This is a genomic window from Candidatus Enterococcus avicola, from assembly GCF_047470845.1.
GTDB classification, from domain to species: domain Bacteria; phylum Bacillota; class Bacilli; order Lactobacillales; family Enterococcaceae; genus Enterococcus_D; species Enterococcus_D casseliflavus.
The window spans coordinates 44,000-68,250 of the sequence record NZ_JBLGTY010000014.1; the positions used below are offsets into that span (position 1 = coordinate 44,000).

The 24,251-nt window shown below is 42.6% G+C and carries 18 protein-coding genes; 17 read left to right on the forward strand and 1 reads right to left on the reverse strand.

Annotated features, from left to right (window positions below):
* The first annotated feature begins 24 nt into the window (after positions 1-24).
* From ACI3E5_RS12035 to ACI3E5_RS12100, 14 genes are all read left to right on the forward strand, one after another.
* Positions 25-1,893 (forward strand): SpaH/EbpB family LPXTG-anchored major pilin, encoded by a 1,869-nt coding sequence (locus ACI3E5_RS12035; protein WP_325844933.1) that lies wholly within the window; start codon positions 25-27, stop codon positions 1,891-1,893.
* A 22-nt stretch (positions 1,894-1,915) separates the two neighbouring features.
* Positions 1,916-2,812, forward strand: coding sequence for a class C sortase (locus ACI3E5_RS12040; RefSeq protein ID WP_325844936.1), 897 nt, complete (start codon positions 1,916-1,918; stop codon positions 2,810-2,812).
* Positions 2,813-3,231: 419 nt separating this feature from the next.
* Positions 3,232-4,098: a ribosome biogenesis GTPase YlqF gene (gene ylqF, locus ACI3E5_RS12045; protein ID WP_005229614.1), complete on the forward strand. Its 867-nt coding sequence runs from the start codon at positions 3,232-3,234 to the stop codon at positions 4,096-4,098.
* Positions 4,082-4,846, forward strand: a complete 765-nt coding sequence (gene rnhB, locus ACI3E5_RS12050) for a ribonuclease HII (RefSeq protein WP_325844938.1) — start codon at positions 4,082-4,084, stop codon at positions 4,844-4,846. The genes ylqF and rnhB overlap by 17 nt, the downstream gene beginning before the upstream one ends.
* Positions 4,847-4,914: 68 nt before the next feature.
* Complete coding sequence (dprA, locus tag ACI3E5_RS12055; RefSeq protein ID WP_498821767.1) at positions 4,915-5,793, forward strand: DNA-processing protein DprA; 879 nt, start codon at positions 4,915-4,917, stop codon at positions 5,791-5,793.
* Between the two features lie 142 nt (positions 5,794-5,935).
* Positions 5,936-8,014, forward strand: a complete 2,079-nt coding sequence (gene topA / locus ACI3E5_RS12060) for a type I DNA topoisomerase (protein WP_325844941.1) — start codon at positions 5,936-5,938, stop codon at positions 8,012-8,014.
* A gap of 151 nt (positions 8,015-8,165) precedes the next feature.
* Entirely contained in the window at positions 8,166-9,467 is a 1,302-nt protein-coding gene (gene trmFO, locus ACI3E5_RS12065) for an FADH(2)-oxidizing methylenetetrahydrofolate--tRNA-(uracil(54)-C(5))-methyltransferase TrmFO (protein WP_498821769.1), read from the forward strand.
* 119 nt (positions 9,468-9,586) lie between these two features.
* Positions 9,587-10,012: a hypothetical protein gene (locus tag ACI3E5_RS12070; RefSeq protein WP_325844944.1), complete on the forward strand. Its 426-nt coding sequence runs from the start codon at positions 9,587-9,589 to the stop codon at positions 10,010-10,012.
* A 13-nt stretch (positions 10,013-10,025) separates the two neighbouring features.
* A complete protein-coding gene (locus tag ACI3E5_RS12075) occupies positions 10,026-11,462 on the forward strand; it encodes a flotillin family protein (protein ID WP_015510006.1) in 1,437 nt (478 codons plus the stop codon).
* 195 nt (positions 11,463-11,657) lie between these two features.
* The gene (gene xerC / locus ACI3E5_RS12080) at positions 11,658-12,596 is read left to right on the forward strand and encodes a tyrosine recombinase XerC (protein WP_080544137.1); all 939 of its coding nucleotides are present in this window, start codon (positions 11,658-11,660) and stop codon (positions 12,594-12,596) included.
* Between the two features lie 22 nt (positions 12,597-12,618).
* A complete protein-coding gene (gene hslV, locus ACI3E5_RS12085) occupies positions 12,619-13,161 on the forward strand; it encodes an ATP-dependent protease subunit HslV (protein ID WP_005229630.1) in 543 nt (180 codons plus the stop codon).
* A gap of 14 nt (positions 13,162-13,175) precedes the next feature.
* The gene (gene hslU, locus ACI3E5_RS12090) at positions 13,176-14,573 is read left to right on the forward strand and encodes an ATP-dependent protease ATPase subunit HslU (RefSeq protein WP_010749393.1); all 1,398 of its coding nucleotides are present in this window, start codon (positions 13,176-13,178) and stop codon (positions 14,571-14,573) included.
* 13 nt (positions 14,574-14,586) lie between these two features.
* Positions 14,587-15,378, forward strand: a complete 792-nt coding sequence (codY, locus tag ACI3E5_RS12095) for a GTP-sensing pleiotropic transcriptional regulator CodY (protein ID WP_005229632.1) — start codon at positions 14,587-14,589, stop codon at positions 15,376-15,378.
* A gap of 11 nt (positions 15,379-15,389) precedes the next feature.
* A complete protein-coding gene (locus ACI3E5_RS12100) occupies positions 15,390-16,265 on the forward strand; it encodes an aldose 1-epimerase family protein (protein ID WP_015510004.1) in 876 nt (291 codons plus the stop codon).
* Positions 16,266-16,317: 52 nt separating this feature from the next.
* On the opposite strand, the gene plsY is transcribed toward ACI3E5_RS12100, so the two are convergent.
* Positions 16,318-16,956 (reverse strand): glycerol-3-phosphate 1-O-acyltransferase PlsY, encoded by a 639-nt coding sequence (plsY, locus tag ACI3E5_RS12105; RefSeq protein ID WP_015510003.1) that lies wholly within the window; start codon positions 16,954-16,956, stop codon positions 16,318-16,320.
* 284 nt (positions 16,957-17,240) lie between these two features.
* Here plsY and parE point away from each other — a divergent pair, with 284 nt between their 5' ends.
* From parE to pflB, 3 genes are all read left to right on the forward strand, one after another.
* Positions 17,241-19,268: a DNA topoisomerase IV subunit B gene (gene parE, locus ACI3E5_RS12110; protein WP_201705118.1), complete on the forward strand. Its 2,028-nt coding sequence runs from the start codon at positions 17,241-17,243 to the stop codon at positions 19,266-19,268.
* An 11-nt stretch (positions 19,269-19,279) separates the two neighbouring features.
* A complete protein-coding gene (gene parC, locus ACI3E5_RS12115) occupies positions 19,280-21,742 on the forward strand; it encodes a DNA topoisomerase IV subunit A (RefSeq protein ID WP_498821773.1) in 2,463 nt (820 codons plus the stop codon).
* A 269-nt stretch (positions 21,743-22,011) separates the two neighbouring features.
* Positions 22,012-24,240 carry a formate C-acetyltransferase gene (gene pflB / locus ACI3E5_RS12120; RefSeq protein ID WP_010749399.1) on the forward strand — a complete coding sequence of 743 codons (2,229 nt, stop codon included), beginning with the start codon at positions 22,012-22,014 and terminating at the stop codon, positions 24,238-24,240.
* The last annotated feature ends 11 nt before the right edge of the window (positions 24,241-24,251 follow it).

Consider the following 24,251-nt stretch of genomic DNA (forward strand, 5'->3'; position numbering starts at 1 on the left):
AAACATAGAAGAGAGGAAAGAACAATGAAAAAGATTTTTAATCATACGAAAATGGTTTGTCTCCTATTTTTACTTCTGCCATTTGTCTTTTTTGGAACGAAAAATCAGCAAGTATCCGCAGAGAGCAATTTGGCACAGATCCATCTGCATAAAAAGAAAATGGTCAATTTGCCAGGTTCATTGATTCAAAATAGTGGGACTGAGATGGCAGAGTTTGATCAATACCAAGGCTTAGCCGATGTCACTTTTTCTGTCTATGATGTGACCACAGCATTTTATGAAAAACGATCTGCAGGGGCATCCGTTGAAGAAGCCAAGCGTCAAGTCCAAACCTTGACGCCTGGTTCCCCTGTAGCTAGCGGGAAAACAGATGCAGCCGGTGATTTGGTTTTTGAATTGCCGAAAAAACAAGCCGATCGGGATGCAGTTTACACCATTGTAGAAGACCCTAAAGACGGTGTTACCACTGCTGAGAACATGGTGATCGCCTTTCCTGTTTACGAAATGATCCAACAAGCAGACGGGTCGTATGCTTACGGGGAAGAAGAATTAGACACGATTCATCTTTATCCTAAAAATACTGTCACAAATGAAGGAACGCTCCTTGTGAATAAACGAGGAACGGGGGAAAACGAACCACTGAATGATGCGGAATTTGTCATCTCAAAGCAAGAAGGAAACCAACAGACCAAGAAATATATCTTAAGTGCAGACGATGGACTTTATACGTGGACGACTGACAAACAAGCAGCGTACCGCTTTTTAACAGGTAAACAATATGCTGCTGGAGAAACGACCATCGATGTTGAAGAAAACCAAAAAGGACAGTTAAAAGTTGAGCAGTTAGAAGCAGGCACCTATCAATTAGAGGAAACGAAAGCCCCAAGTCAAGCCGCCTTGATCGAGCAAGAAACCATCAAGGATTTTTCGATCGCAGCAGGCAATGACGTCACGGTTGAGTTAACAGTCAAGAATGACACGACAAATGTTACCAAAACAACACCACAATTAGACGGCAAAGACGTGGGAATCGGCGAAAGAATTCAATATCACCTAACGGTCAATATCCCATTAGGTATCCAAGACAAAGTAGGAGCAGAAAACAAATACAAACATTTCCAATTGATCGATGCGCACGATCCAGCATTGACTTTTGAAAACACAGCAGAGGGAGAAACTGGCTATGCGTTGTATGATGGAGAAAAGAAAATCGATTCAACGAACTATCAAGTAACGGAAAAAGAGCATGGCTTTACGGTAACCATCAATCCAGAATTTGTGCCGCAATTAACGCCGGGAAATCAATTGCGCTTTGTGTATTATATGTATTTAAATGAACAGGCTATGCCTATCAATGGCTTTAAGAATGAAGCAAATGTAGAAACAGATTTCATGACGGATCAAACGCCGCCAAGCGTGGAAGTTTTGACAGGGGGCAAACGCTTCTTAAAAGTCGATGGGGCTGTGACCGCTACCGAAGCGCTGGCAGATGCAGTTTTTGTTGTACGAGATCAAGACCGTGATGATGCCAACTACTTGAAAATCGAAGAGGGAACCAAACAGGTATCTTGGGTGCAAACAGCGGATGAAGCGACGAAATTTACCACAGGTACAGATGGATTGGTTGATATCATCGGGATGAAATTTGGCACGTACTATTTGGAAGAAGTAAAAGCACCGAAAAATTACGTGCTGCTAACAAATCGCATCGCTTTTGAAGTGCATGAAACTTCTTATGGAACGAAAGAGCAATTGGGAGAGCCCGAAAAAGTTCCTAACCGCCGCAAAGGAACCTTACCAGCAACTGGTGGTGTCGGCACGTATTTAATGGGCGCAATCGGAGTGGTGATCGTTGGTTTAGCAGGGGGTTATTTTGTAAAACGGAAAGGGTAAGTAAATGAGATGAAAAAGCACGATGAGTATCAGACGAAGAAATGGCGCAAAAGCACCAACTAAAAAAGTAACTTTGTTGGATTTTCTGATGGGTGTTCTGCTGCTGCTAGGGGTTTTGATCATCAGTTATCCTTTTGTAAGTAATCAGCTCAACACGATTTTGGATCAACAGTTGATCAGTTACTACCAAAGCCAAGCCAAAAAAATGAGTGAAATAGAAAAACAGCAAAAAAGGAACCAGTTGGAACGAGCAAATCAAGAGCTGGCACAGCAACCCAGCAATCCTGGAATCAAAGAAACGCAAGATTTATCAGAAACAAGAGACTCAGAATCAGTTGATACACCTGATTACTATGAACGACATACGATCGGTGTTTTAAAGATCCCCGTAATCGGTGTCGCCCTCCCGATTTTTGATCAAACCACCGATACGTTGTTAAAAAGAGGCGCAACATTATTGGAGGGCGCTTCGTATCCAATAGGTGGTGAAGATACCCATGCTGTTCTGTGCGGACACCGTGGGTTAACGAGTGCAACGCTCTTTACTGATCTGCCTAAGCTGCAGATCGGCGATGAGTTTTATATCGAAACGTTTGATGATACATTGGCGTATCAAGTAGATCAAATAAAAACGGTCGACCCTGATGATACTCAGGCATTAAAAATTGTGAAAGGCAGCGATTACGTCACGCTGTTGACCTGTACCCCCTATATGGTCAATAGCCATCGTTTATTGGTACGGGGCAAAAGAATTCCTTATGTTGAAGAAAAAGAAACAGCCGCCGCCAAAAAAGTACAGCAGCAAAAAGTAGGATTGATGCTAGGCGTGATCACTGTTCTTATCCTCCTCTTGTTGATTAGTAACAGGATTCAGCGGAAAAAACGTCTTCATTCGAATACTTCCATTGATGAAAAGTAAGGATCGTTTGTTTTTCTCAATAAGTAGAAGAAAATGACTTTTTAACCTAAGTCATAATGAAACATGTCGTGTGAAATATGGTACAATAACTAAGATAAAAGATAGCAAAAAAGCAGTCAGACTATTGTGAGTGTGTTATGAAAAACCAAAATAAAGCGGTAAGGATGCTTCATTCAACCACTTCCCCAAAATTAAAAGTCAAGGAGCGTTGAAACAAACGCGCTCGAAGCTTTTCCTATGCATCAGGTTGGAAAAAGAACCTTGATCCGCAAACAGTTCGGCTAGTTTGCTGCACTGATGGGTTTTTCAGACTCAAAAAAGCAAGTAGCCTTCGTTCTTGTCACCTATAGACTACACGAATATAAAAACGACTGTCTTTTTTATCAATTCGAAGAAGTACCAAGGAGGAAAACGTTCAAATGACCATTCAATGGTTTCCAGGCCATATGGCGAAAGCCAGACGTGAAGTAAGTGAAAAATTAAAGTTCGTGGATATCGTTTTTGAACTCGTGGACGCACGCTTGCCGATTTCATCCCGCAATCCCATGTTAGATCAATTATTACAACAAAAACCACGATTGATCTTGATCAATAAAGCGGATCTCGCAGATCCCGTTCAAACCAAAAAATGGGAGCATTATTTCCAAGCACAAGGCTATCTAGCACTGGCAATCAACGCCCAAGACAATCAAGGGGTTAAAGCCATTGTTCCTACAGCAAAACAAGTCTTGAAGGAAAAAATTGCTCGCGACAAAGCGAGAGGCTTGAAGCCTCGTGCGATTCGAGCAATGGTGATCGGCATCCCGAATGTCGGAAAATCGACCTTGATGAACCGCTTAGTAGGGAAGAAAATCGCTCAGACGGGCAATAAACCCGGCGTGACGAAAGGGCAGCAATGGCTGCGTTTTGGGACTGATCTAGAGCTTCTAGATACGCCTGGGATCTTATGGCCAAAATTTGAAGATCCTGAGATCGGCAAGAAGCTGGCATTGACCGGAGCGATCAAAGACCAGCTGATCCATTTGGATGATATCGCATTGTATGGTCTTGATTTTTTTGCCCGCTATTATCCTGAAAGAATCGCGAATCGTTACCAACTAAAAGCGGAAGAAGAGGCGTTGTTAGCGCCCGATCTGTTGATGAAAATCACGGAAAAACGTGGCTATAAAGACAATTACGATCGAGGAAGCGAACTCGTTGTCTTCGACATTCGGCAAGGGAAATTGGGCCGATATACACTAGATCGAGTGGAGGAAATGGAAAGCCAAGATGAAACAACCGATTAAGACAATCAAAGAGCGATTATTTGATCCAGCTTTCAATGACCAAGCGTATTTGCAGGTGCTGCAAGCAGATGAACGAGCAGGGGTCCAAAAGCTGCTGCAACAATACGAGAAACAGCGAGTGAAACACCAGCTATTGCAGGAAAAATACGAAGAAATGATGCGTTTTGAAAACGAAGCATTTCAGCAAGGCGCCCGTTTTATTGCTGGTTTAGATGAAGTGGGGCGCGGACCATTAGCAGGACCCGTTGTGTCAGCTGCGGTCATCTTGCCTAAGGAATGTCAGATCTTAGGTCTAAATGATTCCAAACAGCTTTCTGCCAAGAAAAGAGAAGAGCTGTTTATCGAAATTCAAAACAAAGCCGTTGCTGTCGGTATCGGTGTGGTCAGTCCAGAAGAGATCGATCGGATCAATATCTATCAAGCCAGTCGTCTAGCAATGAAAGAAGCCTTGATCGACTTAGCAGTCAAGCCCGAGTATTTACTGATCGATGCGATGACGATCGATACGGAAATCCCTCAACAAAGCTTGATCAAAGGAGATGCCCGTTCCATTTCCATTGCCGCAGCAAGTATCATCGCCAAGGTATATCGAGACAATTTAATGAAAGATTTTCATGAAGTCTATCCTTTTTATGGGTTTGATCAAAATGCTGGGTATGGAACCAAAGTCCATTTAGAAGGGCTAGCTGCCCACGGAATCTGTCCTATTCATCGAAAAACATTTGCGCCAGTAAAACAATATCTATAAATTTCATCCATCCCTCTTTTTTTAGCGAATCTTATAAGTAAGATTACTAAGAAAAGAGGGCTTTGTTTATGAAGTATCAACAAGCAACAGATTTTGAAAAACAGTTGATAAAACTGTACTACTGTCAGGGAATTGGTCTGCAAGGTTGTTGGAAGATCATTTGGCATTGGTTGGAAACAAAAGAGATGAATTGTTCGCTGGAAGAGATGATTGCCATCGGGGTCCTTCCACAGCACCGTGCGGTTTTTCGGCGATCATGGGAGCGATTGACAGACGAACACATCGCACAAAAGATGGGCGCACAAAACTACCTCACTTTCTTCTCGGCGGAGTATCCGATGCTTTTACGACAAATCGCGGACCCGCCATTGATGCTTTTTTATGAAGGGAATCTGCAATTGCTACAAACGACCATGATTGGCTTTGTTGGTGCAAGAACGGCGTCCTTATACGCACGAAAAGTTTGCGAAAAGCTGATTCCACCTCTAGTGACGGAAAATTATACCATCGTTAGCGGATTGGCCAATGGTGTCGACAGCTTTGCCCATGAATCAGCCATCAGAAATCGTGGACAAACCATTGCTGTGATTGCTTCTGGGATGGACCATTGTTATCCGTCATCTTCCTACCGTTTGTTCCAGCAGATCCGTCAAGAACATCTGGTGCTAAGCGAATATCCCCACGATACCAAACCGCAAAGATACCACTTTCCGCTGCGCAATCGCATTATTGCTGGGATCTCAAAAGGGGTCTGCGTAATTGAAGCCAAGGAAAGAAGCGGTTCTTTGATTACGGCACAGTTAGCGATGGAAAACGGACGAGAAGTTTTTGCAGTGCCTGGTGAAATGATTTCGGATCAGTCAAAAGGTTATCACCGCTTGATTCAAGATGGTGCAAAATGTACGATTAGCGTGTCGGATATTTTACAAGAGTTAGCCTTTTTTTGATTTTTCCAATCAACCTTCCTTGACAAACCTTTTCTTGAAAGCTATGATAAGCTACGATTTGTATGTTTCATCTGCATACGATAGGTTCACTGATTGATAGAATATAATAGTAGGAAAAATTCAGGAAGGAGCCATTCTTTATATGGCATATAAATATTTAGTAATCGTGGAATCGCCCGCAAAGGCGAAAACCATTGAAAAATACCTTGGACGAAATTACAAAGTCGTCGCAAGTGTCGGTCATATTCGTGATCTCCCTAAAAGTAAGATGGGGATCGATGTCGAAAATGATTATGAGCCTCATTACATTTCGATCCGTGGAAAAGGTGACGTGATCAAAAGTCTCCGTTCTGCTGCGAAAAAAGCTGAAAAAGTCTACCTCGCAAGTGACCCGGATAGAGAAGGAGAAGCTATTGCTTGGCATTTAGCTTTTCTACTTGGACTAGATTTAAAAGATAAAAATCGTGTCGTCTTTAATGAAATCACTAAAGATGCGGTCAAAGCAGCCTTCAAAGAGCCAAGAACGATCGATGTGGATCTCGTCGATGCTCAACAAGCACGGCGGATCTTAGACCGATTAGTCGGGTATTCATTGAGTCCGATCCTTTGGCGCAAAGTCAAAAAAGGGTTAAGTGCTGGACGTGTTCAATCGGTGGCGCTTAAGATCATTATTGATCGTGAAAAAGAGATCCGTGATTTTGTTCCTGAAGAATATTGGAGCATTGATGGAAACTTTAAAAAAGCCACGAAGAAATTCAAAGCCAATTTTTGGGGCTTAGATGGCAAAAAGAAAAAATTACCGAATGCTGAAAGTATTAAAGAAGTCACCGATCGCCTTTCTGGTAAAGACTTTCAAGTGACAAAGGTTGAAAAGAAAGAACGCAAACGGAATCCATCTGCACCATTTACCACCAGTAGTTTGCAACAAGAAGCAGCCCGCAAACTGAATTTTCGAACACGGAAAACCATGATGGTCGCACAGCAGCTCTATGAAGGGATCGCCCTTGGCAAACAAGGGACTGTCGGTTTGATTACCTATATGCGTACCGACTCGACGCGAATCGCTGACACAGCCAAAGGGGAAGCAGCCGAATTTATCGAAAACACCTATGGTTCAGAGTTCTCCGCTCACGGTGGCAAAAAACGCGCCAATGCACAAGGGGCGCAGGATGCCCATGAGGCAGTAAGACCGACCAGTGTTTTGCGTACGCCAGAAGCCATAGAGAAATTCTTAGACAAAGACCAATTAAAATTGTATCGCTTGATCTGGTCTCGCTTTGTGGCTAGTCAAATGACGCCTGCCATTTTGGATACGATGAAAGTTACTTTGGATCAAAATGGTGTCATCTTTATTGCCAATGGTTCAAAGATCAAATTCAAAGGATTTATGCAGGTCTATGTGGAAGGACGCGATGATGGCAAAGAAGACAAAGAGAACATCTTGCCAGAGTTAGTCGAAGGAGATGTCGTTCAATCCGTATCGATCGAACCGAAACAGCATTTCACCCAACCACCTGCTCGTTACAGCGAAGCAACGTTGATCAAAACCCTTGAGGAAAACGGTGTGGGTCGTCCTTCAACCTATGCACCGACGTTAGAAACCATTCAGCGGCGTTATTATGTGAAATTGACGCAAAAACGTTTTGAGCCAACTGAACTTGGTGAGATCGTCAATTCGTTGATCGAGGAATTCTTCCCGCAAATTGTTGATATGCATTTTACTGCTGAAATGGAAAATAGTTTGGATAGCATTGAAGCTGGGAAAGAAGAATGGGTCAAAGTTGTCGATCAGTTTTATCGCCCATTTGAAAAAGAATTGACGACTGCAGAAGAAAGTATCGAAAAAATTCAAATCAAAGATGAACCTGCAGGCTTTGATTGCGATCTTTGTGGTCATCCGATGGTGATCAAATTAGGCCGCTACGGAAAGTTTTATGCTTGCAGTAATTTCCCAGATTGCCGCAACACAAAACCAATCGTGAAAGAAATCGGCGTTGAGTGCCCTGTCTGTCATCAAGGGCAAGTCGTTGAACGCAAATCGAAGAAAAACCGGTTGTTTTATGGTTGTACCCGCTACCCTGAATGTGACTTTACTTCTTGGGACAAACCAGTGGGTCGTAATTGTCCGAAGTGTGATAATTATTTAGTCGAAAAGAAAGTCAAAGGCGGGAAACAAGTCGTTTGTATCAAAGGCGACTATGAAGAAAATGTGCAAAAATAACTAGCAGGATTTCCTGTTAAAAAAGAATCGGCGTATTCTCTTGAATGGTCAGCCTCATCGTTGGCTGACAAAAGAAAGCGCCGGTCCTTTTGATTAATACAAGCTGTTTCTTATGAAAAGAGACGAGCTTTTGAAATAAAAGGAGAGCACTATGAAAAAAATCAATGTTATTGGTGCCGGTTTAGCCGGAAGCGAGGCTGCGTGGCAAGCAGCGCAAGCAGGTGTCGCAGTAAATCTTTATGAAATGCGTCCTAAGAAGTCGACAGAAGCCCATCACACAAATAATTTTGCCGAGCTTGTTTGTACCAATTCACTACGAGGCAACAATTTAACGAATGCGGTCGGTGTCTTGAAAGAAGAAATGCGTCGCTTGGATTCAGTGATTATCACTTCTGCAGACAAAACAGCGGTTCCAGCAGGTGGTGCCTTAGCTGTGGATCGCGATGATTTTTCAGAGTTGGTCACCAAACGTGTCAAGGAGCATCCTTTAGTTACAGTCATCGAAGAGGAGATCACTGAAATTCCAGAAGGCATCACTGTGATCGCGACAGGTCCATTGACTTCTGAACCGCTCTCAAAAGCGATCCAAGCCTTTAACGGATCTGAAGGATTTTATTTCTATGATGCCGCAGCACCAATCGTTGACAAATCAACCATCAATATGGATAAAGTTTATTTGAAATCTCGTTACGATAAAGGTGAAGCAGCCTATCTGAACTGTCCGATGAATGAAGAGGAGTTTTATGCGTTTCGTGAGGCCTTGGTCGATGCAGAGGTGGCTCCTTTGAAAGAATTCGAAAAAGAAAAATTCTTTGAAGGGTGTATGCCGATCGAAGTCATGGCTGGTCGTGGTCCGAAAACCATGTTGTTTGGTCCGATGAAACCAGTTGGGTTAGAAGATCCGAAAACTGGCAAGCGTCCTTACGCAGTGATTCAGCTGCGTCAAGACAATGCGGCGGCTTCTCTTTACAACATCGTTGGCTTTCAAACACATTTGAAATGGGGCGAACAAAAACGGGTATTCCGGATGATCCCTGGCTTGGAAGAGGCTGAATTTGTGCGCTATGGCGTGATGCATCGGAATAGTTTTATGAATTCACCTGAGCTTTTGCACCAAACCTATCAATCGAAAAAACGTGAGGACCTCTTTTTTGCTGGACAAATGACAGGGGTCGAAGGGTATGTGGAAAGTGCAGCCAGCGGGTTGATGGCTGGCATCAACGCTGCCAAACTTGCAAAAGGCGAAGCACCGATCATTATGCCACAAGAAACGACGATTGGTAGTATGGCGTATTATATCACCCATGCTGAAGGCAAACACTTCCAACCAATGAATGCAAACTTTGGGTTGTTGCCAGAACTTCCAGAGCGAATCAGAGACAAGAAATCCCGTTATGAAGCATTGGCAAATCGAGCGTTAGCTGCTTTAGAAAAAGCCAAGGAACAATTATAAGCACGATGATCGAAAACTTTCTTACTGATAATTGGTGAGAAAGTTTTTTTTTAATTTGTCTTGAAACTTTAATCAAGGTGACTTATGATAGACAGTAACAATGACAGAAGGTGGTGAAGATGGTGATCGGAAAATGGATTCATTTGATTCAAAACTATTTACAGCGTTTTCCTACAGTGATCCAATTTTTAGGTTGGCTGATCCTCTTGGTCGGGGTCATTTTCGTTGTCTTTGTTGCATTTAGTTTGCTGTTGGGGCCCTTTATGTGGCTCTACAATCGCATCACAGACAAAAACCGCAGCAATGTCATTAGCCGCAATGAGTTTGTGATCGGCGAACTGACGGAAAAGATTGTCGGAGATACAATCGGCGAAGTCATGGAAATAGGGAGTCAAGGTGCACGTTCTGTTTATCCTGCTCGTTTTTTTCGAGAAGAAGATCGTGAAAACAATGTTCGATTGCCAGTCGGCACCAAAGTCATCATTGTCGATTTTGATAAAAAAGGGATCGCGTTGGTGGTTGAAAGTAAAAATTTTATAGAATAGGAAGTGTTAGGTTATGGTGGATACAGGATCAGCAGTTGATTTTTTAAGTAATCCGATTTTATGGGGCGTTGTCCTCGTAGTTTTATTGATCGCCTTTTTGATGATACGCTACCGAATCGGAAAACCCGATGAAGCGTTGATCGTCACGGGGTCGTTTTTAGGAAAAGAAGGCATCAAGATTTTAAAAAACAGTGGGACGTTTGTGATTCCTATTGTTCAAAAGGCACATAAATTAAGTTTACTGACCCACAAGTTAGAGATTGGGACACCAGAAGTTTATACAGAACAAGGCGTACCGATCAAAGCCAGTGCCACGGTATTAGTGAAAGTCGGCAACAGTACCGAGTCGATCAAGACAGCCGCTGAACAATACTTAGGCAAATCCACTGGTGAACTGGAAGATGAAGCGCAAGAAGTCTTAGAAGGTCACTTACGGGCAATTCTAGGAACGATGACGGTGGAAGCCATCTACAAAAACCGCGATGATTTTGCGGAACAAGTACAAGAAGTTGCCTCTACGGATTTGAAAAAAATGGGGCTGGAGATCGTTTCATTTACGATCAAAGACGTTAGCGACAGCAATGGGTACCTCGATGCTTTAGGGCGTCCCCAGATTGCTGAAGTGAAGAAGAATGCTGAAGTAGCAGAATCCAATGCCTTAAGAGAAACGCGGATCAAGCAAGCCGAGAATGAACAGTTGGCACAGCATGAAGAGATCCGTCGCCAAACAGAAATCGCAGAAGCGACAAAAGATATGGCGTTGAAACAAGCGCAGTACAAACAAGAACGTGAAGTTGCGGATGCGAAAGCAGAGCAAATCGCGGTCGGTGAGCAAATGAAAGTACAATTGATCGAGCAAGAAAAAAATATTGAGATTCAAGAGAAACAAGCGGAATTGACAGAAAAAGAATTGAATGCAACTGTCCGTAAAAAAGCCGAAGCAGATAAATATGTCGTTGAACAAAACGCATTAGCAGACAAAGCACGTGAAATCGCCCGAGCACAAGCCGAAGCGGAAAAAGTCAAATTGGCTGCACAAGCGGAAGCGGAACGAATTGAAAAATTAGGTAGTGCCGATGCGGAACGAATCGCAAAAGTCGGTCAAGCCGAAGCGGAAAGCCGAGAAAAAATGGCGATCGCTTTGACCAAGCTGAACGAAGCTGGTATTTTGATGGAATTTATCAAAGTGCTACCTGAAATCGCAAAAGAAGTCAATGCACCCCTTAGCAATATCGATAAAGTGGTCAGCTTTGGCGGCAACGATGGGCTTCAATCAATGGGAGAAGCTGGCTTAGCTCGAACCTTTGATACGATCAAAGAAACCACCGGATTAGACTTAGTGGCGTTGATCAATGACACCATGTCCACAAAACAAGGAAACAAAGAGCTAGTTCAGGCTGTTTCACAAAGCAATGGTTCGCCTCAGCCAACAACGGAGCGGATCGAATAAAAGGAAATAAATGGAAACGTACCCGTCCCTCTCTATTTTGAGAAAGGGACGGGTACGTTTTTATGGCTCTTTTGAGTGATCTTTCTGAAGAATGATAAGAATCTTACGAAGATTCTTAGAAAGTTTTCACAATTATGTCTAAACTTTGAAATATTGATTAAATTCTGACAATTCATTTGTTTTTTTTTGTGGTCTATGCTAAAGTTATTTCGAATCATGAAAAGGGGGGTTACTTTGCAAACGGATCAATTACAAGAAGAGTTTTTTCGTTATCTTATTGTTGAAAGAGGGTATTCGGAAAAGACAAAAAAAGCGTATCAAGAAGATATGAACGATTTTTTTCACTTCTTGAAAGAGTCTGGCAATGAAGACCCGTTAGCGGTGGAGTATCGTGATGTTCGTGTCTATTTGAGCTACTTGACGGAACGAGGGTATAGCCGTAATTCCATCAGTCGGAAAATGGCTAGCTTGCGTTCATTCTACCAATTTCTAACCAAGCATGAGATCGTCAAAGAGAATCCCTTCGCCTACATTCATTTAAAAAAGAAAAACGCTAAATTGCCGCGTTTTTTTTATGAAAAGGAAATGGATGCTCTTTTTCAAAGTGTCGCTGGTGATGAGCCATTACAACAGCGCAATCAAGCATTGTTAGAAGTCCTTTACGGTTCAGGTCTGCGGGTCAGCGAGTGTAGCAGTCTGACGCTGGGCGCGATCGATTGGGAAAGCGGCGTTTTGCTGATCCACGGAAAAGGCAACAAAGATCGCTATGTTCCTTTCGGCAGTTACGCACAAGCGGCAGTCAAGCGCTATCTTTCCTCAGGACGCAAGCAACTGATGGAAAAGCAGAACAAGGAACACGAGGTTCTCTTCGTGAATCATCTAGGTGATGGGATCACTGCAACAGGGATCGAGTATGTGTTGAATCAAATCATCCGAAAAAGCAGTTTAGACAGTAAAATCCATCCTCATATGCTGCGGCATACGTTTGCGACCCATCTATTAAACAACGGCGCCGATATGCGGACCGTTCAAGAATTGTTGGGGCATGCCAATCTATCTACGACACAGATCTATGCGCATGTCACCAAAGACAGTTTACAAAAAAATTATCGCCAATTTCATCCACGTGCGTAAAATTGGTACAGGAGGAACGTAAATGAAGTCAGAATTTCATTCAACCACCATCTGTGCGGTTGAAAAAGATGGCAAGTTTGCCATGGCTGGTGACGGTCAGGTAACGATGGGAGAACAGGTCGTTATGAAAGGAACCGCTCGGAAAGTCCGTCGAATTTACAACGGTGAAGTGATCGTTGGCTTTGCCGGTAGTGTGGCAGATGCCTTTACCTTGGAAGAAAAATTTGAAGGAAAACTAAATGAATACAACGGAAACTTGCAACGAGCTGCAGTAGAATTGGCACAAGAATGGCGGACGCAGCAATCGATGCAAAAATTAGAGGCGATGCTGATCGTCATGAATGACAAGGAGATGCTCTTAGTCTCAGGGACAGGTGAGGTCATTTCGCCAGATGAAGGGATTTTAGCTATCGGTTCAGGTGGAAACTATGCCTTGGCGGCAGCCCGTGCGATGAAACGTTATGGCGGTGAACTATCTGCCAAAGAAATCGCTGAAGGTGCCTTGAATATCGCAGCAGACATTTGTGTCTTTACGAATCACAATATCATTGTAGAAGAGTTTTAAAGAGGGATGACGATATGACAAACCAAAACAAATCACCACGAGAGATCGTGAAAGAATTAGATGAATACATCGTTGGACAAACCAATGCCAAAAAATCAGTGGCGGTTGCATTAAGAAATCGTTACCGCCGACTGCAATTAGATGAAAAAATGCAGCAAGATGTCACACCAAAAAATATTTTGATGATTGGACCAACGGGTGTTGGGAAAACGGAAATTGCGCGACGGTTAGCGAAAATCGTTGATGCGCCTTTTGTTAAGCTAGAAGCAACGAAATTCACAGAAGTTGGTTATGTCGGTCGAGACGTAGAATCGATGGTTCGTGACCTTGTAGAAAACGCGATCCAAATCGTGAAAAAAGAACAATATAAAAACGTGCGCATCCAAGCGGAGAAAAAAGCCAACCGTCGTTTAGTAAAAGTCTTAGTTCCTGGTATTAAAAAGGAACAGAAAAAGAATACCAATCCTTATGAACAAATGATGAATATGTTCAACGCCGCACAACAACCAGAAGAACCAAAAGAAGAATTGACGGATGAGATTCGCAGCAATCGCCAAGCGATTTTCGAACAATTAGAAAAAGGCCTTTTGGATAACCGAGAAGTGACGATCCAAGTCGATGAACCGAAAAATCAAGCGCCAATGATGAACAATGGCTTAGAACAAATGGGCATTGATTTGAATGAAACATTAGGTGCATTGAAACCGCAAAAGAAAATTGAACGCACAGTAACCGTGAAAGAAGCGCGGGAATTGTTGATTCAAGAAGAATCCTCCAAACTGGTCAACGACGCGGATATTCATAGCGAAGCATTACGTTTGGCGGAATCTAGCGGCATCATTTTTCTTGATGAAATCGACAAAGTATCTTCGAAATCACAGCAATCAGGAGAAGTTTCTCGTGAAGGGGTGCAAAGAGATATCTTGCCGATCGTTGAAGGCTCACAAGTCAATACGAAATATGGAACGTTACAAACCGACCATATTCTCTTTATCGCCTCAGGCGCGTTCCATCTATCAAAACCAAGCGATTTGATCCCTGAGTTGCAAGGGCGTTTCCCGATCCGCGTGGAGCTGGATGACTTGACGAAGGAAGACTTTGTTAAAATTTTAACGGAACCAAACAATGCCTTAGTCAAACAATATGTTGCCTTGTTAGGAACCGAGAATGTCAAAGTGGTCTTTACGATGGAAGCCATCGAAAAAATTGCCGAAATCGCGTATCAAGTGAATCGCGATACCGACAATATCGGTGCCCGTCGTTTGCATACGATTCTAGAGAAACTACTTGAAGATCTATTGTTTGAAGCATCTGAGATGCAAATGGGGGAAATCACGATCACAGAAGCGTATGTGGAAGAAAAACTTGCGTCAATCGCAAAAGATGAAGATTTAAGCCGGTATATTTTATAAAGGGAGCGGACCAATGAAAACATTATTAGAAAAGACGAGACAAATCAACGAATTATTGCAACAAAAAAACACCTTTAATTTAGCTTCTGATTTGCCTTACGACAAAATGGCTGTCATTTTAGGAAACATCCTAGACAGCAATGCGTATATTATTAGCGTCGATGGTAGCGTGTTAGGTTTTGTTGAGAACCATGATGTCAATAATGAACGCATCAAAAAAATGTTTGTCGAAAAACAGTTTCCTAAAAATTATACAGATTTAGTCGATCACCTGACTTCCACAGAAGCCAATGTGCCGATCAGTGACGATATGACGGCTTTTCCTGTGGAAGGGCGCGAGCTGTATCCCAATGGTCTCACAACCATCGTACCAATCTACGGTGCAGGAGAACGCTTAGGGACGATCATTCTTTCCAGAATCGATACATCCTTTGATGATGATGATTTGGTATTAGCGGAATACAGTGCGACGGTTGTTGGTATGCAGTTTCTGTATCAAAAATCCCGTAGTATCGAAGAAGATGTTCGCAGTACCACAGCTGTTCAAATGGCGATTAACACGCTTTCTTATAGTGAGCTAAAAGCTGTTCAAGCAATTTTTGAGGCATTAGAAGGAGACGAAGGTCGTTTGACCGCATCAAGTATCGCTGACCGTATCGGCATCACCCGTTCGGTGATCGTGAACGCTTTGCGTAAATTAGAGTCTGCCGGTATTATTGAATCCCGCTCTTTGGGGATGAAAGGCACCTATTTAAAAGTGCTTAACAGCCGCTTTAAAGAGGAATTGACGAAACATCAATATTAGGAGATGAGACCATGACAGTTACCATCACGGCCGGTCATCTGCAAGCAAAGATTGCAGAAAAAGGGGCTGAGCTGCAAAGCTTAGTCGATACGAGCAATGACCTTGAATATATTTGGCAAGCTGATCCAAACCACTGGGGAAAGCATGCACCGATCTTATTTCCAATCGTGGGTGCGTTAAAAGAGGACACCTATCAACATGAGGGCAAGAGTTATCATTTGCCTCGCCATGGATTTGCCAGAGACATGTTATTTACTGTCGTTGAACAACGCACAGATTACGCTTTGTTTTTACTAGAAAGTTCGACTGAAACCAAAGCAAAGTATCCGTTTGATTTTCAGCTGTATGTCAGTTATGAATTAGGCGGTGATGGCTTAGTCGTCAAATACCAAGTGAAGAATAGCGGTCAAAAAGAACTCTATTTCTCCATTGGTGGACACCCTGCATTCAACGTCCCACTTGAAAAAGGGCTGACTTTTGAAGACTATTATCTTTCTTTTTCTCCAAAGAAATCACGGGTGAAATTGCCGTTAAAAGGCAACTATATTGATTATGAGCAACGCACACTCGGTCAAACGAATACGGATCTACGCTTGACCCATGACATGTTTGCAAATGATGCGCTAGTTTATGAAACGAAAGGATTACATTCCTACTCGATTCGCAGTGAAAAATCGCCTCATAGTGTCACGTTAAGCTACAATAATATGCCGTATGTCGGTTTTTGGTCCACATATCCAGTGAAATCGCCATTTCTATGTATTGAACCATGGTGCGGCATCGCAGATACGCTAGAAGCCTCCGGTGAGCTGTCAGAAAAGCTGGGGATTCAAGCACTTCCACCTGAAGAATTATTTGAAACAAAGTATTCCATTACAGTTAAATAAACGTATGAAAAAAGAAGCTGGGAAAAGCGCAATGACTTTTCTCAGCTTCTGCTTATTTGTTCGTTTGACCCTTATTCAGTCCAAAGGGTACCCGACTTTCGGTCCCATCTTTGATGCGGGTAATGTTTTCACGATGGCGAATAAAGATAAAAATCGTTACGCCGATCGCAATGAAGGTCAGCAGCCAATTTTGCTCAGGCAAGATCGCAGGTGCGATAAAAGGCAAGACGATCGTCGATAAGGTGATCAAACACGCCGCGATCATACTGGTCAGGCTCACCATACTTGTCACATAAAGACAGATAACGAAAATCAATGAAGAATAAATGAAAAAGAGCGGATTGTATCCTAAGAGCATCCCAGCACTTGTCGCCACTGCTTTGCCGCCTTTAAATTTGGCAAAGATCGGGAAGGTGTGACCTAAGATCGCACAGACCCCAAACCAGAGCGGATTGACAGTATGGAGACCAAAGATGACTGGCAAGCTGGTCGCCAAAGTTCCTTTTAAGATATCCATCAATAAAACAACGATGCCGGCTTTTTTTCCTAAAACGCGAAATGTATTGGTCGTTCCCGTATTGCCGCTGCCGAATTGGCGAATATCTTTTTTGAAAAACAGTTGGCCAATCCAAACACCAGAGGGGATCGAACCTAAAAGGTAAGCAACAATAAATAAAAGAATCGTATTCATAATAACCAACTTTCTTTGCAAGGCTAGGGCAATTTTAGCATGAAAACGCCTTTCCAACAATAAGAAAATCTTTCGCTGGTCAGACAAAGAAGAAAAACAGCTTTTCTCAGAGCTGTGAAACACAAACAAGCCATTTTGCGACTCTAGCTTGTGCAAACAAAGGAAAAAGGATAAGATAGTTTAGAAAAATGTTCGCTTGAAAAAAGCGTATTTTGTGTTAAGATTTTTTTTGCAGTCCTTTCAGCATTAGAAAAGGACTGATCAAGATTAAAGGAGCGGTGGGTTTGGCAAAGAAAACCACAGAATATAATGATGCTTCCATTCAGGTCTTAGAGGGTCTGGAAGCAGTAAGAAAACGGCCAGGAATGTATATCGGCTCGACCGATAGCCGCGGCTTGCACCACTTAGTGTATGAAATCGTCGATAATGCGGTTGATGAGGCACTCTCAGGATACGGCAATGAAATCGATGTTACGATCCATAAAGACAATAGTATCAGTGTTCGAGACAATGGTCGGGGAATGCCGGTCGGGACACATGCATCTGGAATCCCAACTGTTGAAGTGATCTTCACCGTGTTACATGCTGGCGGAAAGTTTGGCCAAGGCGGCTACAAAACTTCTGGCGGCCTTCATGGGGTTGGTGCCAGTGTTGTAAATGCCTTATCCAGCTGGCTAGAAGTGGTCATTGTTCGTGACGGTATCGAATACAAACAGAGCTTCAAAGACGGCGGGAAACCAGCAGGTACTTTGAAAAAAATCGGCAAAACCCGTAAACCAACGGGAACAACCGTTACGTTTAAACCAGACGATACAATCTTTTCTGCAACCAAATTCTCCTATGAGATTCTCGCTGAACGTTTGAGAGAATCAGCGTTCTTGTTGAAAGGGGTCAAAATCTCCCTGACGGACGAACGTGGGGAAGAACCGATTCATGAAGTCTTTTTATATGAGGAAGGCATCAAAGAATTTGTTGATTATTTAAATGAAGAAAAAGATACCTTGACCCAAGTGGTTTATTTTTCTGGCACGAAAGAAGCCATCGAAGTAGAGCTTGCCTTTCAATACAATGATGGGTATTCAGAAAACGTCTTGTCCTTTGTCAACAATGTACGTACCAAAGATGGCGGTACCCATGAAGTTGGGATGAAGACGTCAATGACCAAAGCTTTCAATGAGTATGCCCGCAAGGTCAATTTGTTGAAGGAAAAAGATAAGAACCTTGAAGGCAGTGATTTCCGTGAAGGGTTAGCGGCAGTTCTGTCGATCCGCGTGCCAGAAAATCTTTTGCAATTTGAAGGACAGACCAAAGGGAAATTAGGGACACCCTTAGCAAGAAATGCGGTAGACAATGTGATTGGTGAGCAGCTAGGCTATTATCTACAAGAAAACAGTGAAATGAGTCAAATGCTGGTTCGTAAAGCGATCAAGGCAAGAGAGGCCCGTGAAGCTGCCAGAAAGGCGAGAGAAGAAAGCCGTACTGGAAAGAAACGCAAAAAAGGCGAGTCACTGCTTTCTGGTAAATTAACACCTGCGCAATCTCGTAATCCTAAGAAAAATGAATTGTATTTGGTGGAGGGGGATTCTGCGGGTGGTTCAGCAAAGCAAGGACGAGACCGCAAGTTCCAAGCCATCTTGCCATTGCGAGGCAAAGTCATCAATACTGAAAAAGCCAAGATGCAGGATATTTTGAAAAATGAAGAAATCAATACGATGATCTATACTATCGGTGCCGGTGTTGGCCCAGAGTTTTCAATTGAAGACTGCAACTATGATAAAGTGATCATCATGACCGATGCGGATACCGATGGGGCGCACATCCAAGTGCTGCTTTTAACCTTTTTCTACCGGTATATGAAACCTTTGATCGAAGCGGGGAAAGTATACATTGCTTTGCCGCCTCTGTACAAAGTGTCAAAAGGATTAGGGAAAAAGGCAGTAGTCGAATACGCTTGGACCGATGATGAACTAAACAAACTGACCCAAAAAATCGGCAAAGGCTATCTCCTACAGCGCTATAAAGGGTTAGGGGAAATGAATGCCGATCAATTGTGGGAAACGACCATGGACCCAGAAACGCGGACACTGATTCGGGTACGGATCGATGATGCTGCCCAAGCAGAACGTCGCGTCACCACTCTGATGGGGGACAAGGTAGAACCTCGTCGGAAGTGGATCGAAAGTCATGTTCAATTTAGTTTAGAAGAAGATGGCAGTATTTTGGATAAAAAAGAAGATACGGTACCTGAATTAGTTGATGAAAAATTAATGGATACCGAACAAGCAGACAGCAAACAGTTAGTTAAGGAATAGGAGGTGGTCTCTTGGAACACAAAAGCAATATACAAGAATTGACATTGGAAGAAGTGATGGGAGATCGCTTCGGTCGATATTCCAAATACATTATTCAAGAACGGGCATTGCCAGATATTCGTGATGGGTTAAAACCGGTTCAGCGGCGGATTTTATTTGCCATGAACCAAGACGGCAATACCTATGACAAAGGCTTCCGCAAATCAGCAAAATCTGTCGGAAATATCATGGGGAATTTTCACCCCCATGGGGACTCGAGTATCTATGAAGCAATGGTCCGCATGAGTCAAGACTGGAAGCTACGTCAGATTTTGATTGAAATGCACGGGAACAACGGGAGTATGGATGGTGATCCGCCAGCTGCCATGCGTTATACGGAAGCACGGCTTTCGGAATTAAGTGGTGAGCTATTAAAAGATATTGAAAAAAACACCGTGGAATTGGTTTGGAACTTTGATGATACTGAAAAAGAACCAACTGTTCTACCAGCAAAATACCCGAATCTGTTAGTCAATGGCTCAACTGGGATCTCAGCTGGTTATGCAACAGAGATCCCTACCCACAATTTAGGGGAAATCATCGATGGAACGATCTATTTGATCGACCATCCGCAAGCTTCTTTGGATCAGCTGATGAAGTACATTCCTGGCCCTGATTTTCCAACAGGGGGTATTTTACAAGGGAAAGAAGAAATCAAAAAAGCGTATGAAACAGGCAAAGGCAAAGTGATCCTGCGTTCGAAAACCAAGATCGAAGACATCAAAGGCGGCAAACAGCAAATCGTCATCAATGAGATCCCGTATGAGGTCAATAAAGCCAACTTAGTCAAAAAAATGGATGAGATCCGTTTGAATAAACGCATTGATGGGATTGCTGAAGTACGAGATGAAACAGATCGTACTGGACTACAGATCGTTGTCGAGCTGAAAAAAGAGGCAAATGCGCAAGGGATTTTAAATTATTTATTTAAGAATACCGAATTGCAGATCAACTACAACTTCAACATGGTGGCAATCGACAATATGCGTCCTCAGCAAGTCGGATTAAAGCGGATTTTAGAAAGCTACATCAAACATCGCCGTGAAGTGATCGAAAAACGCAGTCGTTTTGAGCTGCAAAAAGCGCAAAAAAGACAGCATATCGTTGATGGGCTGATCAAAGCTTTGTCGATCCTTGATGAGGTGATCGCTACCATTCGCGGTAGTAAAGACAAAAAAGATGCCAAAAATAATCTGGTGGTTCAACATGGTTTTACCGAAGAACAAGCAGAAGCCATTGTGAACTTACAGTTGTATCGCTTGACCAATACAGACATTACACAATTGCAAGCAGAAGCAAAAGAACTTACAGAAACGATCGCTGAATTGACAACGATTTTGAATGAAGAAAATGAATTGCTGAAAGTGATCAAGAAAGAACTGCGAGAGATCAAGAAAAAATATACGACGCCGCGGTTGACTGAGATCGAAGCAGAAATTCAAGAAATCAAGATCGAAACACAAGTCTTGGTCGCCCAAGAAGAAGTCGTCGTGACGGTCACAAGAGACGGCTATGTCAAACGCAGCAGCTTGCGTTCTTACGGTGCTTCAAAACCAGAAGAGATCGGCATGAAAGAAGGTGACTCTTTACTTTACAGTAACCAAATGAACACGTTGGATCACCTGTTGTTGGTTACTAATAAAGGGAACACGATCTATCGACCGGTCCATGAATTACCTGATTTAAAATGGAAAGATTTAGGGGAACATATTTCGCAAACAGTCATGACACTGGCGCAAGATGAAATGATCATTGGGGTCTTTGCCTACAAAGAGATCGATCCATTGAAAAATTTCGTGCTGATCAGTAAAAACGGTATGATCAAACAGACACGAATGACGGAATTTGAACCTTGGCGCACCTATAAAACACGGCCGATGACGATCATGAAGCTGAAAGATGAATCAGATGAATTGGTCAACGTCTTTTTGACGGATCAAACGGAAGAAATGGATGTATTTTTAGTCAGTCATCTTGCCTTTGGCTTACGCTACCCGCTTAATGAAGTGCCTGTTGTGGGACCAAAAGCAGCTGGGGTCAAAGCGATGAACCTTAAAGCGGATGATTATCTTATCAATGGGTTGCTCGTTTATTCCGAAGGGGATACACCGATCGTTTTGATCACCCAACGTGGCGCAGCAAAACGAATGTTGGCTCAAGAAATCAACCAATTAGGTCGGGCGAAGCGCGGATTGATGGTCTTGCGGGAATTGAAGAAAAATCCTCATCGCGTCGTCTATATGGGCAGTGGGGAAAATCAGCAACTGCTAGTGACGAATCAAAAAGGACAATCCTTTGAAGTGATCACCAACCAAATCCCGATCAATGATCGGACCTCCAACGGCTCATTTATCATGGATGAGAAAACAGGGGGGCAAATCTACGAAGTGAAAACCCAAATCAGTCCTGCAATCGCAGAGGATTCTGTACTATAAATTATAACAAAGCAACCCTTCTGTACCAGTACAGAAGGGTTGCTTTTTGTCTCATAATTAATCTTTCACATTAACGAAAAAGGTACTTTAATAAAAGTTTCACATTTATTAAACACCTATAAATAAACGTTTTTAGTAATTAATATCTTTAAAAAAAATAAATTGTTAAAAATAATTCTTGAAAATGCTTGCAATCATTAAGGCGTGTGTTATACTGTTCACGTAAAGCTGTTACATTAGTGAACAGAAAATTTAAGGAGGTCCATCAAATGGAACAATGGAATGGATTTAAAGGAAAAACTTGGAAAGAAGAAGTAAACGTACGCGACTTCATCCAAGAAAACTACACACCTTATGACGGAACAGATGAATTCCTAGCAGATGCTACTGAAGCAACGACGAAGCTATGGGATCAAGTCATGGAACTGAACAAGCAAGAGCGTGAAGCTGGCGGCGTATTGGATATGGATACAAAAGTCGTTTCAACGATCACTTCTCATGGACCTGGCTACTTAGACAAAGACCTAGAAACAGTTGTTGGTTTCCAAACGGAAAAACCATTTAAACGCAGCTTGCAACCATTTGGTGGCATCCGCATGTCAGAACAAGCAGCAGAATCTTATGGCTATGAAATTGATGCGGAAGTCTCTCACATTTTCCGTGACTACCGTAAAACACATAACCAAGGAGTTTTTGATGCTTATACACCTGAAATCAGAGCAGCGCGCCGTTCTGGTGTAATCACAGGTCTTCCTGATGCTTACGGCCGTGGCCGAATCATTGGTGACTACCGACGTGTGGCATTATATGGTGTGGACTTCTTGATCAAAGAAAAACAACAAGACCTATTGTATTGCGGAAACGGAACGATGTCTGAAGACATTATCCGCCAACGTGAAGAATTGAGTGAACAAATTCGTGCGTTAAGCGAATTGAAAGAATTAGGAAACATTTACGGATTTGATATTTCTAAACCAGCTCAAACGGCGAAAGAAGCATTCCAATGGTTATATCTTGGTTACTTAGCAGCCATCAAAGAGCAAAATGGTGCAGCAATGTCATTGGGACGTACGTCAACTTTCCTTGATATTTATGTTGAACGCGATTTGAAAAATGGCGTGATCACTGAAGAAGAAGCACAAGAAATCGTTGACCATTTCGTCATGAAACTACGTCTTGTGAAATTTGCTCGGACGCCTGATTACAACGCATTGTTCTCTGGTGACCCAACTTGGGTAACTGAATCAATCGCTGGTATGGGTGAAGACGGACGTCATATGGTAACGAAAAACAGCTTCCGTTTCTTACACACTTTAGCAAACTTAGGCCCAGCACCAGAACCAAACTTGACTGTTTTATGGTCAACACGTTTGCCTCATAATTTCAAAACATTTTGTGCGAAAATGTCAATCCAAACATCAGCGATTCAATATGAAAACGATGATGTGATGCGTGGACATTGGGGCGATGACTACGGAATCGCTTGTTGTGTATCCGCAATGCGTATCGGAAAACAAATGCAATTCTTTGGTGCTCGTGCCAACTTAGCGAAAACATTGTTGTATGCAATCAACGGTGGGGTCGATGAAAAATCAAAAGCACAAGTTGGACCAAAATTCCAACCAATTACTTCTGAATACTTGGATTATAACGAAGTAATGGAAAAATATGACACAATGATGGACTGGATTTGTGATCTGTATGTGAACACATTGAACATCATTCATTACATGCACGACAAATATTCTTATGAACGCATTGAAATGGCGCTACAAGATACAGACATTCTACGTACGATGGCTACTGGTATCGCTGGTTTCTCTGTTGCAGTTGACTCATTATCAGCGATCAAATATGCCAAAGTTCGTACGATCCGTGATGAAAACGGCATTGTTGAAGATTACGAAATCGAAGGCGATTATCCGAAATACGGAAACAATGATGACCGCGTAGATGATATCGCAGTCAACTTGTTGAAAGCCTTCATGAAAAAAGTAAAACGCACGAAAACATACCGTGATTCAAAACACACAACGTCGATCCTTACTATCACTTCTAACGTGGTTTATGGTAAGAAAACAGGGAACACGCCTGATGGACGTCGTGCAGGCGCACCATTTGCTCCAGGTGCAAACCCAATGCATGGTCGCGATACGCATGGTGCTTTGGCAAGTCTTTCATCAGTTGCGAAATTACCATATGATTACTCATTAGATGGTATTTCAAACACCTTCTCGATCGTACCTAAAGCATTAGGACGTGACGACGAAACACAACAAGAAAACCTAGCAACAATGCTAGATGGATATGCAGCAAAAGGTGGTCACCACTTAAATATCAACGTATTTAACCGTGACACATTGCTTGATGCGCAAGCTCACCCAGAAAAATACCCACAATTAACGATTCGGGTATCTGGCTATGCAGTAAACTTCATTAAATTAACAAAAGAACAACAAGATGACGTGATTGCTCGTACAATGCACGAAGCAATGTAATAAGCAACAAC

Excerpts from the sequence above, each read along its gene's own strand:
- ACI3E5_RS12035 (WP_325844933.1), top strand. The coding sequence starts at position 25 with ATGAAAAAGATTTTTAATCATACGAAAATGGTTTGTCTCCTATTTTTA.
- ACI3E5_RS12040 (WP_325844936.1), top strand. The coding sequence starts at position 1,916 with ATGAGTATCAGACGAAGAAATGGCGCAAAAGCACCAACTAAAAAAGTA.
- ylqF (WP_005229614.1), top strand. The coding sequence starts at position 3,232 with ATGACCATTCAATGGTTTCCAGGCCATATGGCGAAAGCCAGACGTGAA.
- rnhB (WP_325844938.1), top strand. The coding sequence starts at position 4,082 with ATGAAACAACCGATTAAGACAATCAAAGAGCGATTATTTGATCCAGCT.
- dprA (WP_498821767.1), top strand. The coding sequence starts at position 4,915 with ATGAAGTATCAACAAGCAACAGATTTTGAAAAACAGTTGATAAAACTG.
- topA (WP_325844941.1), top strand. The coding sequence starts at position 5,936 with ATGGCATATAAATATTTAGTAATCGTGGAATCGCCCGCAAAGGCGAAA.
- trmFO (WP_498821769.1), top strand. The coding sequence starts at position 8,166 with ATGAAAAAAATCAATGTTATTGGTGCCGGTTTAGCCGGAAGCGAGGCT.
- ACI3E5_RS12070 (WP_325844944.1), top strand. The coding sequence starts at position 9,587 with ATGGTGATCGGAAAATGGATTCATTTGATTCAAAACTATTTACAGCGT.
- ACI3E5_RS12075 (WP_015510006.1), top strand. The coding sequence starts at position 10,026 with ATGGTGGATACAGGATCAGCAGTTGATTTTTTAAGTAATCCGATTTTA.
- xerC (WP_080544137.1), top strand. The coding sequence starts at position 11,658 with ATGCTAAAGTTATTTCGAATCATGAAAAGGGGGGTTACTTTGCAAACG.
- hslV (WP_005229630.1), top strand. The coding sequence starts at position 12,619 with ATGAAGTCAGAATTTCATTCAACCACCATCTGTGCGGTTGAAAAAGAT.
- hslU (WP_010749393.1), top strand. The coding sequence starts at position 13,176 with ATGACAAACCAAAACAAATCACCACGAGAGATCGTGAAAGAATTAGAT.
- codY (WP_005229632.1), top strand. The coding sequence starts at position 14,587 with ATGAAAACATTATTAGAAAAGACGAGACAAATCAACGAATTATTGCAA.
- ACI3E5_RS12100 (WP_015510004.1), top strand. The coding sequence starts at position 15,390 with ATGACAGTTACCATCACGGCCGGTCATCTGCAAGCAAAGATTGCAGAA.
- plsY (WP_015510003.1), bottom strand. The coding sequence starts at position 16,956 with ATGAATACGATTCTTTTATTTATTGTTGCTTACCTTTTAGGTTCGATC.
- pflB (WP_010749399.1), top strand. The coding sequence starts at position 22,012 with ATGGAACAATGGAATGGATTTAAAGGAAAAACTTGGAAAGAAGAAGTA.